Annotated in this window: 13 protein-coding genes and 2 tRNA genes; 3 read left to right on the forward strand and 12 right to left on the reverse strand. The window is 72.1% G+C overall.

Annotated features, from left to right (window positions below; all coding sequences use genetic code 11):
• Nucleotides 1-71: 71 nt before the first annotated feature.
• The 7 genes from ASG45_RS14200 to ASG45_RS14230 all read right to left on the reverse strand — a co-directional run bounded on the left by ASG45_RS14200 (nucleotide 72) and on the right by ASG45_RS14230 (nucleotide 4850).
• Nucleotides 72-1004: a helix-turn-helix domain-containing protein gene (locus tag ASG45_RS14200; protein ID WP_235561632.1), complete on the reverse strand. Its 933-nt coding sequence runs from the start codon at nucleotides 1002-1004 to the stop codon at nucleotides 72-74.
• 151 nt (nucleotides 1005-1155) lie between these two features.
• Complete coding sequence (locus ASG45_RS14205) at nucleotides 1156-1458, reverse strand: hypothetical protein (protein WP_055838980.1); 303 nt, start codon at nucleotides 1456-1458, stop codon at nucleotides 1156-1158.
• Nucleotides 1459-1571: 113 nt separating this feature from the next.
• On the reverse strand, nucleotides 1572-1790 hold the full coding sequence (locus ASG45_RS14210; protein ID WP_156459468.1) for a hypothetical protein: 219 nt from the start codon (nucleotides 1788-1790) through the stop codon (nucleotides 1572-1574).
• Between the two features lie 316 nt (nucleotides 1791-2106).
• A tRNA-Met gene (locus ASG45_RS14215) sits at nucleotides 2107-2180 on the reverse strand.
• Nucleotides 2181-2213: 33 nt separating this feature from the next.
• Nucleotides 2214-2285, reverse strand: a tRNA-Thr gene (locus ASG45_RS14220).
• 68 nt (nucleotides 2286-2353) lie between these two features.
• Nucleotides 2354-3796, reverse strand: coding sequence for a M23 family metallopeptidase (locus tag ASG45_RS14225; RefSeq protein WP_055838985.1), 1443 nt, complete (start codon nucleotides 3794-3796; stop codon nucleotides 2354-2356).
• 253 nt (nucleotides 3797-4049) lie between these two features.
• Nucleotides 4050-4850, reverse strand: coding sequence for an inositol monophosphatase family protein (locus tag ASG45_RS14230; RefSeq protein WP_055838988.1), 801 nt, complete (start codon nucleotides 4848-4850; stop codon nucleotides 4050-4052).
• Between the two features lie 61 nt (nucleotides 4851-4911).
• On the opposite strand from ASG45_RS14230, the gene ASG45_RS14235 reads away from it, so the two are divergent.
• A complete protein-coding gene (locus tag ASG45_RS14235) occupies nucleotides 4912-6495 on the forward strand; it encodes a phytoene desaturase family protein (protein ID WP_055838991.1) in 1584 nt (527 codons plus the stop codon).
• A 63-nt stretch (nucleotides 6496-6558) separates the two neighbouring features.
• Here the strand turns inward: ASG45_RS14235 and pdxR are convergent, their stop codons facing one another.
• Nucleotides 6559-8076, reverse strand: coding sequence for a MocR-like pyridoxine biosynthesis transcription factor PdxR (gene pdxR / locus ASG45_RS14240; protein WP_162242854.1), 1518 nt, complete (start codon nucleotides 8074-8076; stop codon nucleotides 6559-6561).
• 81 nt (nucleotides 8077-8157) lie between these two features.
• On the opposite strand from pdxR, the gene ASG45_RS14245 reads away from it, so the two are divergent.
• Nucleotides 8158-8832, forward strand: coding sequence for a pyridoxamine 5'-phosphate oxidase family protein (locus ASG45_RS14245; protein ID WP_055839569.1), 675 nt, complete (start codon nucleotides 8158-8160; stop codon nucleotides 8830-8832).
• Nucleotides 8833-8878: 46 nt separating this feature from the next.
• Here ASG45_RS14245 and ASG45_RS14250 read toward each other — a convergent pair whose 3' ends face one another.
• Nucleotides 8879-12337 (reverse strand): bifunctional proline dehydrogenase/L-glutamate gamma-semialdehyde dehydrogenase, encoded by a 3459-nt coding sequence (locus tag ASG45_RS14250; RefSeq protein ID WP_055838997.1) that lies wholly within the window; start codon nucleotides 12335-12337, stop codon nucleotides 8879-8881.
• A 99-nt stretch (nucleotides 12338-12436) separates the two neighbouring features.
• On the opposite strand from ASG45_RS14250, the gene ASG45_RS14255 reads away from it, so the two are divergent.
• Nucleotides 12437-13324 carry a LysR family transcriptional regulator gene (locus ASG45_RS14255; RefSeq protein WP_055838999.1) on the forward strand — a complete coding sequence of 296 codons (888 nt, stop codon included), beginning with the start codon at nucleotides 12437-12439 and terminating at the stop codon, nucleotides 13322-13324.
• 3 nt (nucleotides 13325-13327) lie between these two features.
• Here ASG45_RS14255 and aztD read toward each other — a convergent pair whose 3' ends face one another.
• From aztD to ASG45_RS14270, 3 genes are read right to left on the reverse strand one after another with little or no spacing between them, the layout of a single operon-like run.
• Nucleotides 13328-14560 carry a zinc metallochaperone AztD gene (gene aztD, locus ASG45_RS14260; RefSeq protein ID WP_055839002.1) on the reverse strand — a complete coding sequence of 411 codons (1233 nt, stop codon included), beginning with the start codon at nucleotides 14558-14560 and terminating at the stop codon, nucleotides 13328-13330.
• Between the two features lie 32 nt (nucleotides 14561-14592).
• Nucleotides 14593-15501 carry a zinc ABC transporter substrate-binding protein AztC gene (aztC, locus tag ASG45_RS14265; RefSeq protein WP_055839005.1) on the reverse strand — a complete coding sequence of 303 codons (909 nt, stop codon included), beginning with the start codon at nucleotides 15499-15501 and terminating at the stop codon, nucleotides 14593-14595.
• A 1-nt stretch (nucleotide 15502) separates the two neighbouring features.
• Nucleotides 15503-16717, reverse strand: a complete 1215-nt coding sequence (locus ASG45_RS14270; RefSeq protein WP_055839007.1) for a hypothetical protein — start codon at nucleotides 16715-16717, stop codon at nucleotides 15503-15505.
• Nucleotides 16718-16722 lie beyond the last annotated feature (5 nt).

Below are 16722 nucleotides of genomic sequence, written 5' to 3' on the forward strand. Positions count from 1 at the left end.
GGCTCACTTTATCGGGGCGCCGGCCTCGCGCCCGCCGGACGCACGCGCGAGGGGCGGTTGCGTTCGCCCGTTCAGGGGGCCGTCGCCTCCGACGACCCGAGGCGCACCGCCAGTTCCATGCAGCGGAGGCGGGCCGGAGAGAAGTCGTAGGGCATCGCCCAGATGATGTCGGCCGCGTTCCGCGCGCGCGCCTGCCTCGCGGGGTGAGGGCCGGGCACCGTGTCGACGCCCTCGGATGGGTGCGACTCGTCCCAGGCATCGAAGATCGCGTCGTCTTCCTCGAGCTGGCCGGACTCCTCGACGACGCGCATCAGCGCGGTCTCGAAAGCGTGCCGCTCGGCGGCGATCTGCGCCACCCGGGGGTCATCGACGGCGACCAGGTCGTCGAGCGCCTCCTCGGCGGCAGAGACGCGGTCGGACTCGGCGCGCAGATCGGGGTGCGAGGCCAGGGCGACGAAGCGGCCCGCCTGGACGGCGGCACCGAGCGGACCGAAGATCCGCTCGGTGACCAGCAGCGCGTCGAGGTCGTCTTGGCGCAGCGAGCCCTCGGGAGCGACCTCGAGGCGGCGCGAGACGATGTCGTCGAGCAGTCCACGCCGGCTGCCGTGCGTGCGCATCCGCTGCACCGCAGCGCGCTTGCGCCGCAACTCGGCTTCTTGCGCGGCAAGGGCATCGTCCAGGCGCGCGAGGACGCTCTCGACCGCCTCGGCACCGCCGTCACCGCCCGGCGCCGCGTCGGCGAAGGCCTCGCGGATGTCGTCGAGGGCGATTCCGGCGTCGGTCATCCGCCGGATCCAGAGCAGACGGATGACGTCTTCGTACCCGTAGCGGCGGCGACCGTCGGCGCCCCGCTCACGCTCCGGCAGCAGATCGACCTGGTGGTAATGCCGGATCGCCCGGGGAGTGATGCCGACGAACGCCGCGGCGTCGCCGATCAGGACCTCACGGGGCGGGGCGGGGAACGGGCGCATGGCGGACCTCTCGGAGTGAGCTGCGATGGACATGCTTCGAGCAGATCACATGACGTTGCGAGAGGTGCAAACGGACCACAGGGCGGATCCCGACCCCGCCCGCACGCGGCGCGCCGTCTTGCCGGAACGTCTCCCGTCGGCGGATGCCGGGGTCGAAGTGCGTCGACAGGGTCGGCCTGCGGCGTTAGATGAGGTCCACGTAGCCGCTGGCGTACGGATCGATGTCGCCCACGTGCGCAGTCGGACGGGTCGCGTCGATGATGTCGGCATCCACCCGCACCGTCTTCGCCGAGATCGTCACCGGGGTCGTGGAGCTGAAAAAGATGCTGAGCCGCTGGCCTCCGTCGACGGACACGTCGACGAACCCTCCCCCGGCTCGAACGACTTCGGTGATATCCCGTTTCAGGTTGCCGACCGTCTCGAGGGGCGCAAGCGCGTGCGTGACACCCTCAACGCTGATGTGCAGCCGTTCGATGGTGTGGGACATACCCCGAAACCTAGGCCCGCCGTCGGTGTTCGGGACCGGGGTTGCGCTATCGCGAAACGGCGCGGCTCGCGCGAGCGCGCTGCCCTCCGGGCGGATTCACTGAGCACAGAACGTCATCGCAGGAAGACCATGCCGGTGAGGGCGAGAAGCACCAGCAGAGACGAACCCCCGACGGCGAAGAGATTGCGGGAGAACGTCGCCGGGGAGCTGCGACGTGCGCCGCTCGCCTCGACCGTGCGCGCCTGGGCGCCGGCGAGCGTGTGTCGCACGTTCACCACATCGATATGGATGCCGCCTTCCACCAGCTGCGTGAACGCGCTCGAAGCAGTCAACTTTCCTCACCCTGCACCTCGATCGACCGGGCGAGACGGGGATTCGCGCTTTCGCGCGCGGCGGCGGTTACTGCCACCGGCTCATCGCTGCGCTTCTTCCTGAGAAGAAGCCTTGTCCCCCATTTGGGGGACAAAGACGTGTAGCGTCTGCACTGTCCCCGCCGTCAGGCACACAACCGCCCCCCTTACTGGCGGCGGGGAATGACCTTCCGAGACAGCTCGATCTCGTCGCCGAGAATGACCTCCGCGTCGCGGGGTGACCGCACCTGCGAACACGACGAAGCCCCCGAGAATCGCACGATTCCGGGGGCTGACGTAGCGGGAGCGGGGCTTGAACCCGCGACCTCACGATTATGAGTCGTGCGCTCTCACCAACTGAGCTACCCCGCCGCACAGCATTCCGATGACGATGAGAATGCCTTGAGCCCCGAGTCAGGATTGAACTGACGACCCCTTCCTTACCATGGAAGTGCTCTGCCACTGAGCTATCGGGGCGTACCCGGATCACTCCGGGCAACTAGAAGAGAATATCAGACCGCGACACTCTCACACGAATCGATTGATCACCCTCCGGCGTGCTGACGCAGCCAGACGATCGGGTCGATCGGCGTGGTGCCGTTCTGCAGGATCTCGACGTGGGTGTGCGCACCGAACGACCGACCCGTGTTGCCGGTGCGTCCGAGGAACTGGCCGACCTTCACGTGCTGACCCTGCGTGACCTGGAGCGAGCCGTACTGCATGTGTCCGTAGCGGCTCGAGACCAGTTGTCCGTCGATCTCGTGATCGATGAGCACGGTGACGCCGAAGGCGCCGCCCTGCTCGGTCGCGATGCGCACGGTGCCGTCGGCGATCGCCTGCACGGGCGAGCCCTCACCGGGAACGAAGTCGGCGCCCTCGTGCATGGTCCCGTCGCGCATGCCGAAGCCGTACGTGATCGGCACACCGACGGCGAAGGGCCACTGGATGGGCGCCGTCGGGTCGTTGACGTAGAAGTTCGAGGGGTTCGTGATGCCCGAGTCGGCCGCCATCTTGGCGTACGTCGTCGCGCTGTATCCATCGGCACGGTCGACCACGGCGGCCTGCGCCTGCGCGGGAGCGACGTACGCCTGGATCGCGTCCGTGGCGTCGCCGCCCTGCACGTCGCCACCGAGCGCGAGGCGCGTCGTGGCGGTCGCGGGGGCGGTGACACTGTCGGTGCCGTTCGCCGAGGCGAGCGCGCTGACCGGCATGGTCATGCCCACGGTCAGCAGGCCAACGACGCCCATGACGCCCACCGAGAACGATGCGGTCGCGATGCGGCGCACGTTCCGACGCGTGCGGGGAGCGGCGGCCGCGGCGGGCAGCCCCTCGACGACGGGCTCGGATGCCGTGGCGACGGGCGCGGGCCGCTGAACGGCGGTCTCACCGGTGAACGCGAAGAGACGGGCGGCCGAGGCGAACTCGTCGGCGGAGTCGTCATCGGTGGCCGTCGGGGTCGCGGGCACGCCATGGCCCTCGGGCGACGCGGCATCCGGGATCTCGACGGCGGGCGATGCGTCATCGGCCTGCGTGCTGTCGATGATGACCGCGGCCTGCGGACGACGCCGCGCGCGGCGCGTCACGGGCAGGGTGATCGGAGAGGTGGGCAGTGCCACCGGGGTGGTGGCGACGTCGGTGTCGGCGCTCTGCAGGATGACGGCGACATCGGCGTCGGCGGTGCGGCGCTCGTCGACGACGGTGACCTCGAGGGCGTCGGCGTCGGCAGCGGAAGCGGCACCGGGCGCCGAGACCTCGGGGAGCGTGGGCTCGATCGTCGCGGCGATGACCGTCTCGATGACGGCGGCGGCGACGGTCTCGAGCATCTCGGACTGCGCGGCGACCTCGGCGTCGACCGGGGCGGGCTCCGACGACATCTGTGCGGCGAGGGCCGCGTCGTCGATCGCCGTCGCGGCGGCGAGCTCGCTGCGCGAGTCGTCGCTCTGAGCGGTGTCGCTCTGCGCGGTGTCACCCACCGCGAGGCGGCGCATCTCGGCGCGGGTCAGCCGGGGAGCGGCTTCGGAGGCGGGAACAGCGAGGGGGCGACGAGACCGCCGAGTATGGGCAGGCTCAGTCGAAAAGGCTTCTGACGGCAACGCGCGGTGGCTCTCGTGTCGTGTCGCAAGCGCGACGGCTTCGGGCTGTGGGGCTTGGCCGTTTCCGCGGGTTCGGGTCGCGGAAAGTAACGAACAGGTAACCACACTACCTCGGGCGGTCTGGGAAAGCCATGAGCGCCCCCGGGCCTCACCCCTCGATGTCGAGCAGCGGTTCGAGGCGCGCGTAGAACGCCGCGCCCGCGGCGATGACCATTCCGTTCCCCGGACGACCACCCGGCGCGCCACCCACGACCCCGCCTGCTTCCTCGACGAGGAGGGCTCCCGCCGCGTGATCCCAGGGCTGCGTCCCGCGCTCGTAGTAGGCGTCCATGCGGCCCGCGGCGACCGAGGCCAGGTCGAGCGAGGCCGCGCCGATACGGCGCACATCGCGCGCGATGGGCATGACGCGCGACAGCTGCGCCAGCGCCGGACCGTGCGTCGCGGGGTTGTATCCGAAGCCGGTCGCCACCAGACCGCCCGCCTCTCCCACGTGGGCCGAGACCGAGAGGCGCTGATCGCCGAGCCAGGCTCCCCCGCCGCGCGAGGCGCGGAAAAGCTCACCCGTCACCGGGTTGAAGACGACGCCGGCGATCGCCGTCCACGTCGCGGTGTCGGCGGTACCCTCGACCGCGGCGATGCTCACGGCCCAGGCGGGAATGCCGTAGGCGTAGTTGACGGTGCCGTCGATCGGATCGACCACCCAGGTGATGCCGCTCGTCCCCACGTCGGCGCCGGACTCCTCGCCGAAGAAGCCGTCATCGGGACGCACCCGCGCGAGCTCGGCGCGGATGAAGGCTTCGACCTCGCGATCGGCGGCGGTGACGATGTCGGCGGCGGCCGACTTGGTGGCGGCCACCGTCACCCCCTCGATGCGGCGACGGTGCGCGAGTTCGCCCGCCTCCCGAACGATCCGCGTGGCGATGTCGAGCAGTTCCGCAGCGAGAGTCATGGCATCCACGCTACTGCGCCACCCCCTCCGCAGAAGTCGTCGCCGTCGTTAGCGTGGAGGCATGACCGCTTCGGATACTCGCCGGTACGACGTCGTCATCGTGGGAGGAGGGCACAACGCCCTCGTCGCCGCGGCCTATCTCGCCCGCGCCGGGCGCCGCGTGGTGGTGATCGAGCGATCGGATGCCGTGGGCGGTGCCGCCGTGTCGGAGCGCCCGTGGGCCGGGGTCGATGCCCGCCTCTCGCGCTACTCGTACCTCGTGAGCCTGCTGCCGCAGAAGATCATCGACGATCTGGGGCTGCGCATCGACCTGCGTCGGCGTCGCTACTCGTCGTACACACCCGACCCGCACGACCCGACCCGTGGCATCCTCGTCGACACCCAGGATGCCGCGGCGACCGCCGCCTCGTTCGCGCGGACCCTCGGCGAGACCGGGGAGGCCGAGCGGTTCGCCGCGTTCGGCGAGCGCCTGGCCCCGCTGGGTCGCGCGATCTTCCCCACCATGACCGGTCCCCTGCCGACGGCCGACGAGGTGCGCGAGAGCGTGGGCGACGATGAGCTGTGGACGGCGCTGACCGAGCGTCCGCTCGGCGACCTGCTGCGCGGTTCGCTCGACAGCGATCTCGCCCGCGGCATCGCCCTCACCGACGGCCTCATCGGAACCTTCGCCTCGTCGGACGACCCCTCGCTGGCGCAGAACCGCTGCTTCCTGTACCACGTCATCGGCGGCGAGACCGGGCACTGGGACGTGCCGGTGGGCGGCATGGGCGCCGTCGCCGCCGAGCTCGAACGCGCGGCGCTCGAGGCCGGCGCCGAGATCGTCACGGGCACCGACGTCATCTCGATCTCGCCCGACGGCGACGTGCACACGATGACCGACCGCTCCGAGGTGTACCACGGCACGCTCGTGCTGAGCGGAGTCGGTCGCGCCGTGCTCGACGACCTGCTCACCGCGGGGGGATCCCCGGCCAGCGCAACCGAGGCGCCCGAGGGCGCGCAGGTCAAGGTCAACATGCTCCTGTCGCGGCTGCCGCGGCTGCGCGACTCCTCGGTGACCCCCGAGGCCGCGTTCTCGGGCACCTTCCACGTCAACGAGACGATGACCCAGCTGGATGCCGCGTACGTCGCGGCATCCGGGGGGCTCATCCCCGAGCCGCTTCCCGTCGAGATCTACTGCCACTCGCTGACCGACCCGTCGATCCTCGGCGACGACCTGCGGGCCAGCGGGGCACAGACCCTGACGATGTTCGGCCTGCAGGTGCCGCACCGCCTGATCGACGACACCGATCCCGTCGCCGCGGGAGCGCGCCTGTTGGCTGCGGCGCAGCAGTCGCTCGACTCGGTGCTGGCCGAACCGCTGCGCGACTGCATCTTTCGGGCGCCCGACGGGCGGCTCTGCATCGAGGCGCGCACCACGAGCGACCTCGAGCGGTCGCTGAACATGGTGGGCGGCGACATCTTCCACGGCGGGCTGTCGTGGCCCTGGCTCGCGGCGCCGGCCACGACGCCGGCGGCGCGGTGGGGCGTGTCGACCCCGCACTCTCGCGTGCTGCTGTGCGGCTCGAGTGCGCAGCGCGGCGGCGCCGTCAGCGGGATCGCCGGGCAGAACGCGGCCATGGCGGCGCTTGAGATCCTCGAGCGGTGAGGAACACGGGGGCGCTCGGCGACGGTTTGCCCCTCCGGTCGACGACGCGCCGCGGTGAGCGCCCTAGGGTGTGGAGCCCTCAGCTCGGCTGAGGCCGGGCGTCCGGGTCGGCGCCTCGCCCCCGCGCGCGTGTGTCCGTAGAACGGTGAGCATCACGCCGACCGCCTCGACGAGGGCGACCGTCGAGGGCTCGGCGTATCCGAAGACGATCCCCGCCGGCGCCTCGGAGCGCGCGGGGACGACGGCGGGATCGCTCGCCGCTGAACCGGCGGACCCGGCGGAGTCATGGCCCACCGCGTAGCCCGCGAGCGGCGCCACGCGGATGCCGCGCGCGCTCAGCTCCGAGACGACGTCGTTCTCGGCGCCTTCGCCGCCGCCCGTCAGCAGCGCCACGGCGTGCAGTCCGCCGTCGGTGGCGGCCAGCTCGACGCCGGGCACACCCGCGAAGGCCTCGAGCAGCAGGCGGCGCCGATGGCGGTACTCGCGCCGCCGCCGCGCGGTGTGGCGGGCGAGGGCTCCTTCGGCCAGGTACAGCGCGAGCGCGTGCTGTTGCACGAGCGAAACGGGAGAGTCGAGGTCGTCGCGCGCCGCGCGGATGCGTTCCCCCACCGCGCCGGTCGCGACGATCCAGCCGCACCGCACGGCCGGGGTGAGCACCTTCGACAGGCTTCCGATCAGCACGACCCGCGCCGGATCGAGCAGGTGCAGCGGCGGGAGCGGTGCGCGCCCGTGGGGGAACTCGCTGTCGTAGTCGTCTTCGACGACGACCACGTCGTCCCGCGCGGCCCAGGCGAGCAGGCGGGCGCGGTCCTCGGCATCCAGACGACTCCCGAGGGGGTAGTGGTGGTTCGGGGTCACGATGACGGCGTCGAGATCGCGCTGCCGCTCGAGCGCGTCGAGGTCGAGCCCCGAGCCGAGACGGACAGGCACGGGGACGGCCTCGATCCCCAGACGGCGCAGGATCATGCGCACGCGGGGGTACCCCGGGTCTTCGATACCGACGCGCAGGCGCTGCCGGTCACCGCGCGGCGCGAGCGCGAGCAGCGTCAGCAGCATCGCGTCGCTGGTGCCCGCCGTGATCAGCACGTCGCCGGCCGAGACGTCGACGCCGCGCGTGCGCCCGAGGTGCCGCGCGATCTCGGCCCGCAGCGCCATGGCGCCCGCGGGGTCGGCGACGTCGGCGTCGGGATCGGTGGTGCTCGCCCGCCGCCAGGCGGAGCGCCACGCGGCATCGGCGAGACCGGTCGTGCCCGGGCGCCCGGGCCGCAGGTCGAGTACCGCGGGCTCCACGACGGGGCGGTCCGGCGCATCGGCGACCGCGACGGGCGTGCGCACGGCGATGTCGGCGACGACCGTTCCGCCCCCGGGCCGCGTGAGCAGGTACCCCTCGCCGGCGAGGATCTCGTAGGCCGCGACCACCGTCCCCCGCGCGACCCCCAGATCGGCCGACAGCGCCCGCGTCGAGGGGACCGCCTCGCCCCCGTCGACGCGCCCCGCGAGCACCGCCGCGCGCAGGCCGTGCGCGAGTTGCTCGTGCAGGGGCACGGCGGAGGATCGATCGAGGATGCCGAGGGAGATCACGGCGACAGTCTCGCACTGGTCCAGACGAAAGTGCGAGAAGCGGACTATGTGATGGACCACGCGAGCGAATGGAATCGGACCATGACCGATCTTCCCCTCACCGCGCGCACGCGGGTGCGCCGCCTTCCGCACCACCAGGTCACCGACCGCACCGCGCTCTACGACGTGATCGACGGCGCCCTGGCCGCCACCATCGCCCTCGTGCGCGACGACCGCCCGGTCGCGCTGCCGATCGGCATCGCCCGAGACGGCGACGACCTCCTGCTGCATGGATCCACCGGCAGCGACTTCTTCCGACGCATCGCCGCCGGCACCCCGGTCTGCATCACCGTGACCCACCTGATGGGCCTGAAGTACGCGCGGTCGCTCTTCGACAGCTCGATGCGGTACCGGTGCGCGGTCGTGCACGGGGTCGCATCCGTCGTGCCGCCCGAAGAGAAAGAGGCGGCGCTGCTCGTACTGTCGGAGCACCTCATGCCCGGCCGGAGCGAAGACGTCCGCCCCATGACGGCCCGTGAGCTCGCTGCCACGATGGTGCTGCGCATCCCCCTCGTCGAGGCCAGCGTCAAGGACAACGCGGGCTCGGTCGTCGAGGAGGACGACGACGGAGAGGACCGCGCCGTCTGGGCCGGTACCCTCCCCCTGCGCTGGGTCGCCGACGAGCCGAGGACGTCTGCGCAGACGCACCCCGGAACGCGCGTTCCGGACTCGGTGCGCCGCGCCGCCGCGCGGGTGGCCACCACCGGAACCGCGTGATGAGCACCCACGCGGGCCCCGCGACAGCCGCGGGGCCCGCGTGCGCTCAGCGCGTGACGAGCGGCGGCAAGACGTACCGGCGCGGCGTTCCGAAGCGGTGCGCCGTGATCGACACGGCCTGCTCCCGCAGGAACGGCAGCAGCTCGACGCGCCCGGCGCGGGTGACCTCGCCCGCGTAGACGGCGACCGACGGCGACCCGCCCACGGCGTCGGCCATCGCGACGGTCGAGCCGCCGAGCAGGCGCACCCGCCCGCCGGTGCGCGCCAGACGCGCGGCGCGGCGCTGCCACTCGGCGGGGTCCTCGACGCTTGCGCGCACTCCCACGCCCTCGAGCCACGCGCGCACGGCGGGCGACAGCGCGCGGGCCGTGCTCACCGTCACCGGGGCGCCGGCGCGCACGCCGGCGGCGACGACACGGACCAGCGCCGTCTCGGTCGCGTCGTCGAGCCGCACGGTGACCGGCACCGTGCCGTAGCGCAGCACGTTCTGCTCCGACTCCAGGCCGGTCACGTCGCGGGCCAGCGAGAACTCGGCGGCCCAGGCGGCGGCGTCGCTCGCGAGAGCGGATGCCAGCCAGTCGCGGTCGGCAGCGGGAACCGCCGCGAGCGCCGGGGCGGTCAGCGCATCGCCCGAGCGGGACGCCGAGGTCTCGGCATCCGCCCACGAACCGAATCCGAACAGGTACGACGGCCCACCGGCCTTGGTGCCCGCGCCGACGGCCGACTTCTTCCATCCGCCGAACGGCTGGCGCTGCACGATCGCGCCGGTGGTGCCGCGGTTGACGTAGACGTTGCCGGCCTCGATGCGCGAGAGCCACCGCTGGATCTCGGCCTCGTCCAGCGCGTGCAGGCCCGAGGTGAGCCCGTACTCGATGGCGTTGACGATCTCGATGGCCTCATCGAGGGTCTCGGCGGTCATGATGCCCAGCACCGGTCCGAAGTACTCGGTGCGGTGGAACTCGCTGCCCGCCTGCACGCCCTCGCGAATGCCGGGGCGCCACAGCGACCCCTCGTCGTCGAGACGTTGCGGTTCGACGACCCAGCGTTGGCCGGGCTCGAGCGTGGTGAGTGCCCGCAGCAGCTTGCCGTTGGCCGGCTCGATGAGCGGTCCCACGCGCGAGGCCTCATCCCACGGCATCCCGACCTCGAGCGAGGTCACCGCGTCGACGAGCTGGTCGCGGAAGCGCCGCGAGCGGGCGACCGACCCGACGAGCACGACGAGCGAGGCCGCCGAGCACTTCTGCCCCGCGTGGCCGAAGGCCGACATCGCGACGTCTTTCGCGGCGAGGTCGAGGTCGGCGCTGGGCGTCACGATCACGGCGTTCTTGCCGCTCGTCTCGGCGAGGAGCGCAAGGTCGGGACGGAACGAGCGGAACAGCTCGGCCGTCTCGTACGCGCCGGTCAGCACGACCCGCTCGACGGCGGAGTGCGTGAGCAGCTGCGTGCCGAGATCGCGTTCCGACAGCTGCACGAGCTTGAGCACCTCGCGGGGCACGCCGGCCTCCCACAGCGCCTCGACCATCACCGCGCCGGAGCGCTGGGCGAGGGCAGCGGGTTTGATGACCACGGCGGACCCTGCGGCGAGCGCGGCGAGGGTCGATCCCGCGGGGATCGCGACGGGGAAATTCCACGGAGGGGTGACGACGGTGACGCCCACGGGCGTGAAGCGGGCGCCGTCGACGTCGTCGAGGGTGCGGGCCTGCTCGGCGTAGTAGTGCGCGAAGTCGATGGCCTCCGACACCTCGGGGTCGCTCTGCTCCAACACCTTGCCGCACTCCACGCCCATGACCTCGAGCAGGTCGGCGCGACGCTTCTCGAGCGCGTCGCCCGCCCGGTGCAGGATCGCGGCGCGCGCCCCCGCGCCGAGCTCGCGCCACGCGGTGGCGGCGATCGCGGCCTCGCGGATCAGGGCGTCGAGGGCGTCGGCGTCGGTGACGGTGTGCGCGGCGATCGTGTCGCTGCCCAGGGTCGAGTCCTGCATCCGCGCGACGATCCCGGCGCCCCAGCCGCGGTTGGCCTCGATCGCGGGGTCGGAGTCGGGGGTGTTGTGGAAGCCCGTGGCGGGAGCCGCGGGCGCCGGCGCGGTGCGGTCCTGCACGCGGTTCGACGCCGGTACGCCCTCGGGCATGTCGGCGAGCGAGGCCAGGAAGCGGTCGCGCTCGCGATCGAACAGCGCCGCGTGGGTGTCGAGGTCGAAGACGGCCGACATGAAATTCTCGCTCGACGCGCCCTCTTCGAGGCGGCGGATCAGGTATGCGATCGCGACGTCGAACTCCTGCGGGTGCACGACGGGCGTGTAGAGCAGGATCGAGCCGACCGTGCGGCGCACGACGGCCTGCTGCGCGGTGGCCATGCCGAGCAGCATCTCGACGTCGATCCCGCCGGTGACCCCGCGCCGCTCCGCGAGCAGCCAGGCGAGGGCGACGTCGAAGAGGTTGTGTCCGGCCACGCCGATGCGCACGTGCTGCGCGTGCTCGGGACGCAGCGCGTAGTCGAGCACCGCCTTATAAGAGGCATCCGTCGCCTGCTTCGACGGCCAGGTGGCCAGCGGCCAGTCGTGCACGTCGGCGTCGACGCGTTCCATGGGGAGGTTCGCGCCCTTCACGACGCGCACCTTGATCGTCGCACCCCCGGATGCCACGCGCCGGGCGGTCCATTCCTGCAGGCGGATCATCGCGGCGAGGGCATCGGGCAGGTACGCCTGCAGCACGATGCCGGCCTCGACGTCGTGGAACTCGGGCTCGGCGAGCAGGGTCTCGAAGACCGCGAGGGTGAGGTCGAGGTCTTTGAACTCCTCCATGTCGAGGTTGACGAACGTGCCGGTCTCTTTCGCGACCCGGTAGAGGGGGCGAAGCGCCGCCACCGCGTCGGCGACGGCGGCGTCGAACGCCCACGGCGTGTGCGGGGCGACGGTCGACGACACCTTGATCGAGACGTAGTCGACGTCGTCACGGGCGAGGAGCTTGCGCGTGCCGGCCAGGCGGCGCGCGGCCTCTTTCTTGCCGAGGATGGCCTCGCCGAGCAGATTCACGTTGAGACGGATGCCGTCGCCCCGGCCGCGGATCGAGGTGATGGCGTCGCCGAGCTTGCGGTCGCTGGCATCGACGATGAGGTGACGCACCATCGAGCGGAGCGCCGTGCGCGCCGCCGGCACGACGACGCGGGGAAGGATCGGCGCGGTCAACGCGCCGAGCCGGATCGCGGCCTTGAGGTGCAGGGGGAGGAACCCGGGGATCAGCGGGGTCAGGGCGGCGAGGTTGCGCGCCGCGACGCTCAGGTCTTCGGGGCGCACGACTCCGTCGACGAAGCCGACCGTGAAGTCGAGTCCGTGCGGATCGCGCAGCACGCCGGCCAGGCGCTCGGCGGCGGCGTCGACGGGCTCGTCGCGACTCTCGGCGAGCCAGCGGCGCACGAGGGCGATCGCGTCGTCGGCGAGCTCGGCGGGTGAGACGAGACTCTGGGGCGTGGTGCCGGACGTGGTGCGGGGGGCATCGGTGAGCGACATGGCGGTCCTTCCTCGGATGTGATCAGCATGGGACTCGCATCCATTCGAGAAAAGCGATGATTAACGATGAGTTATGTTCGATGTCATCGAAGGGATGCCATGTTCGATCTCCGCCGTCTGCGCCTGCTGCACGAGCTGTCACTCCGGGGCACGCTCGCGGCCGTCGCCGAGGCCCTGTCGTACAGTCCGTCGACGATCTCGCAGCAACTGGCTCTGCTCGAACGCGAGGCCGGCGTCGCCCTGCTCGAACCCGACGGTCGACGCCTGCGCCTCACCGCGCAGGGTGCGGCCCTCGCCGCACACGCGGCCCGCATGCTCGCCGCCGACGAAGCGGCCCGCGCCGAGCTCGAACACCTGCGCCCCTCGCTCGCTCCCGTGCGCGTGGCCGTCATGCAGTCCGCCGCCCACGGACTCCTCCCCCGCGCTCTCGACGCCCTGGCCGAGGCCGAACCGCAGCTGCGCGTCGAAGTCGCCGAGCTCGCCCCCGAAGAAGGGTTGTTCGAGGTGGCCGCCCGCGGCTTCGACCTCGCCGTCGCCGAGCAGTACCCGGGGCACACGCGTGAGCACCGCGACGGCATCGAGCGGAGCCTGCTGGGACGGGATGCCATCCGCCTCGCCGTGGCGCGCACCGATCCCACCGAGCGGCTCGACGACCTCCGCGACCGCGCCTGGGTGATGGAGCCCGAGGGCACGGCCGCGCGTCAATGGGCGACGCAGCAGTGCCGCGCGGCGGGGTTCGAGCCCGACGTGCGCTTCGAGATGGCCGATCTGACCGCGCACGCGCGGCTCGTGGCATCCGGTCACGCGGTGGGGATGATCCCCGACCTCGTCTTCGCCGGCGAGGATCCGCCCGTGCGCCTGGTCGGCCTACCCGGCGAACCCCGGCGCGAGGTGTTCACCGCCGTCCGCCGCGGAACGGCCGACCGCCCCGGCGTACGCGCGGTGCGGGGAGCACTGCAGGTGGCGTACGACCGGAGCGGCCGGTGATGCTCAGCGCGTGAGCGCCATCTCGTTGGGCGTGACGTCGAGGGTCGCGGTGGCGGTGATCTCACCGGTGGTGAGGTCGACCGCGTGCACGGCGTTCTTCGCCGGCTCGGTGACGTAGGCGATGTCGCCCGACACCTTGATGGCGGGGTGGGCGTCCTGCCACTCGGCCGGCCCCTCCCACGCGTCGATCACGGGGAAGGCCTCGGTGAAGGCCCCCTTCTCGAGGTCGAGGACGTGGATCGCGCCGTCCGACGCCAGGATGTAGCCCCGATCCTCGGGGCCGCGGGCCAGGTCGCGGAACGTGTACTCGGCGCCGGCGGGCATGTCGACGACGCTCTGCGTCTTGGCGGCGGTGTCGATCAGCGAGACGCGCTGCAGCAGGTAGCCCTCGGCGTCGCGGTCGTCCTTGTAGTCACCGAGCACCAGCGGGCTGGTCTCGCTGACGAAGAGGTTGCCCGTGCGACCGTAGGGCTGGTCGGGGGCGTCGACCTTCGTGATCTCGCCGTCGTCGTAGATCAGGGCGCCGTTCTCGCAGCCGAAGACGACGACCTCGTCCTTCGCGGTGCCCTCGCCGTGCACGCCGGGGCAGGTCGCATCCTGGGCGATCGTCGCACCCGATGCGTCGGTCACGGCGATGCCCGTGCGGCCGTTCGCGTTGCCGACCGTGGTGACGAACGACCCGTCTTCGAGCATGATCGACACCCCGTGGTGCGCCTCGACGCCCGGGACGGTCTCGACGGCGGGGAGCGCATCGGTCGAGGCGAGCAGGGCATCGGTGTCGAAGATCGTCGAGTCGCTCGTGCCGTCGGCGTAGAGCACGGTCTTGCCGCCGTGCGTCACGACGTGACCGGGCTTGGACGCCGGGAACACGAGGTCGGTGAGCTCCGGCTGCTCCGACGCGGTGCCGGCATCGAGCACCTGGAAGCCCTCGCTCGTGGTCACCATGACGTGACGGCCGTCACCGGCGGAGTTGAGCCGCGTGAACTCCTCGGACGAGAAGTCGCCGATCGTCTCGAGGCTCTCGCCGTCGAGCACGACGATGCCGCCGGGGTACGACAGGGCGACGCGGGTGCCCGTGTCGCTCGTCGACGACGGGGCCGAGCTCGTGGCGGGGGCAGCCGAACCGGTGCCGGCGCCGCCGGCGCACGCCGACAGGGCGACGGTCGCGCCGACCGCGAGCGTGAGCAGGCCCGCACGACGGAGGGCGTCCCCGCGGCGGTGGGAAGAGGTGCGCATGTGATTCTCTTTCTGGGTGGGTGGCCGGTCGCTCACGGCGACAGGCCGGTGGCGATGCGCTCCGTGTTGACGCGCATCATGGTCAGGTAGTCGGGGGCGCCGCCGTCGGCGTCGGTGAGCGATTCGGTGAACAGCTCGGTCACCTCGACGTGGCGGTCGGCCTCGTCGGCGAGCGCGCGGACGAGACGGTCGGGCGACGACGACTCGGCGAAGATCGTGGGCACCCCGGCCTCGTCGATCGCCGACACCAGGTCGGCGAGGTCGCTCGTGCTCGGCGCCGCCAGCGTGGTGCCACCGGGGATCACGGCCCCCACCAGGCGGAACCCGAAGCGCTCGGCGAGGTAGCCGAAGACGTGGTGGTTGGTCACGAGCGCCCGACGCTCGGCGGGGATCGCGGCGAACGCGGCCGTCATCTCGGCATCCAGGGCCTCGATCTCGGCGCGGTACGCCGTCGAACGCTCGGCGACCGCGGCGGCGTCGATCCCGTCGATACGCGAGAGCACCGGGGTCAGCGCGTCGACGACCGCGGCCATCTGGGCGGGATCGGTCCAGAAGTGCGGATCGTCGGCACCACCCGCATCGGTCGAGGTGTACGGCAGCACGGTGACCGCGTCGCCGGCGACGAAAGTGGTCACCCCGTCGGCGGAGGCCGCGTCGAGATGCTGCTGCAGCCCCTCTTCGAGGCCGATGCCGTTGGCCACCAGCAGGTCGGCCGAGCGCAGGCGCGCGGCTTCCGCCGCCGAGATCTCGAACGAGTGCGGATCGGCGCCCGGCCGCATCAGGGTGAGCACCTCGACGTCGTGGCCGACCAGATGCGACACGACGTCGCCGAGGATGTTCGTCGTCACCACCACGAGCGGGCGATCGGATGCCGCTCCCCCGGCGCACCCGGTGAGGGCGAGCAGAGCGGCGGTCAGGGCGACGGCCAGAGCTCTCTTCATGTCAGCGTCCCGTCTCGGCGAAGAACAGCGGCGCGCGCTCAGGCGTGAACTCCCGGGCGACGCGGGCGGCGTCGGCGAAGTCGATCTCCCACATGCGGCTCTCGGTGGGGCCGTTCAGATACGCCCGCTGCTGGTCGGCGACCAGGCTGACGGTCTGCCCCGCGGCGAGGCTCGCTCCCACCAGGGCGGGGGATGCCGCGCGCTGCGCGCCCGTCTCACCATCGAGCACGAGCACCCGCCCGTCCGGGGTGAGGGCGAGGAGGTTCGCGTCTTTGTCGTCGACCGCCGTGACCTGCACGACCGGCTCGGGGGTGGGCAGCAGGGTCCACGTGCGCTCGCGGGTGTCGAGGATCCACACCCCGGCGTCCCCGGCGACCGCGGCGACCTTCGGGCGTCCCTCGCGGTTGGCGAAGGCCGTCGCCCGCGGCGCGGTCGTTCCCGCGGGGTAGGCGATGCGTTCGACGACGGGTGCGTCGTCGTCGACGCTGATGAGGAGGGCGCCGTCCTGGCATCCGATCACCGCTCCGACGCGGGTGGTGATCGTCCCCGCGGGTTGGATGCACACGGCCGGTTCGCCGACCTCGGCGCCGTCGGCGTCGTGCAGGGTCACCTCATCGCCCGCGGCCACCGCGGCGAACGATCCGGCGGGCACGACGAGGCCGCCACCGGGAGACGTCGACAGGCGGAACCGCTCGACGACCTCGCCTCTCGACAACGCCTCGGTGTCGACCAGCACCGCCTCACCCGATCCGGGGAAGAACAGGCCCGTCCCGCCCGTGGTCGACGAGTTCGAGGTCGCCACGACAGCGGTTCCCTCACCCTCGACGTCGCCCAGCAGGCGGGCGTCGGCGCGGTAGTAGTGGAAGTGATCGACGTGGTCCCAGGTCCACACGCCGCTGTCGACGATCGAGACGCCCGTGTCGTCGGCGGCGAAGAGGTACCGGCCGTCCGAGTGCACCGCCGAGGGCGGGCGCACGGTGCCGAGCGTGGTCGTGGTCTCGTCGAGCAGGTCGAGGTGCGAGACGCGGCCGTCGCCGTCGATCGAGGTGAGACCCACCGCGGGTTCGGCGAGTTCGGCGGCACCCGCGATCTCGCCGTGCGTGTCGGTCGAGGGTGCGGTGTCGGGGGCGGCGGTGGGCGCGGCGCAGCTGGCGAGCGAGAGGAGCAGCACCACGCTGAGGGGCGCGAGGCGACGGGGGAAGTCGGGGTGGGGCATGGGGG

The organism is Microbacterium sp. Leaf436 (genome assembly GCF_001424715.1).
Classification (GTDB): Bacteria; Actinomycetota; Actinomycetes; order Actinomycetales; family Microbacteriaceae; genus Microbacterium.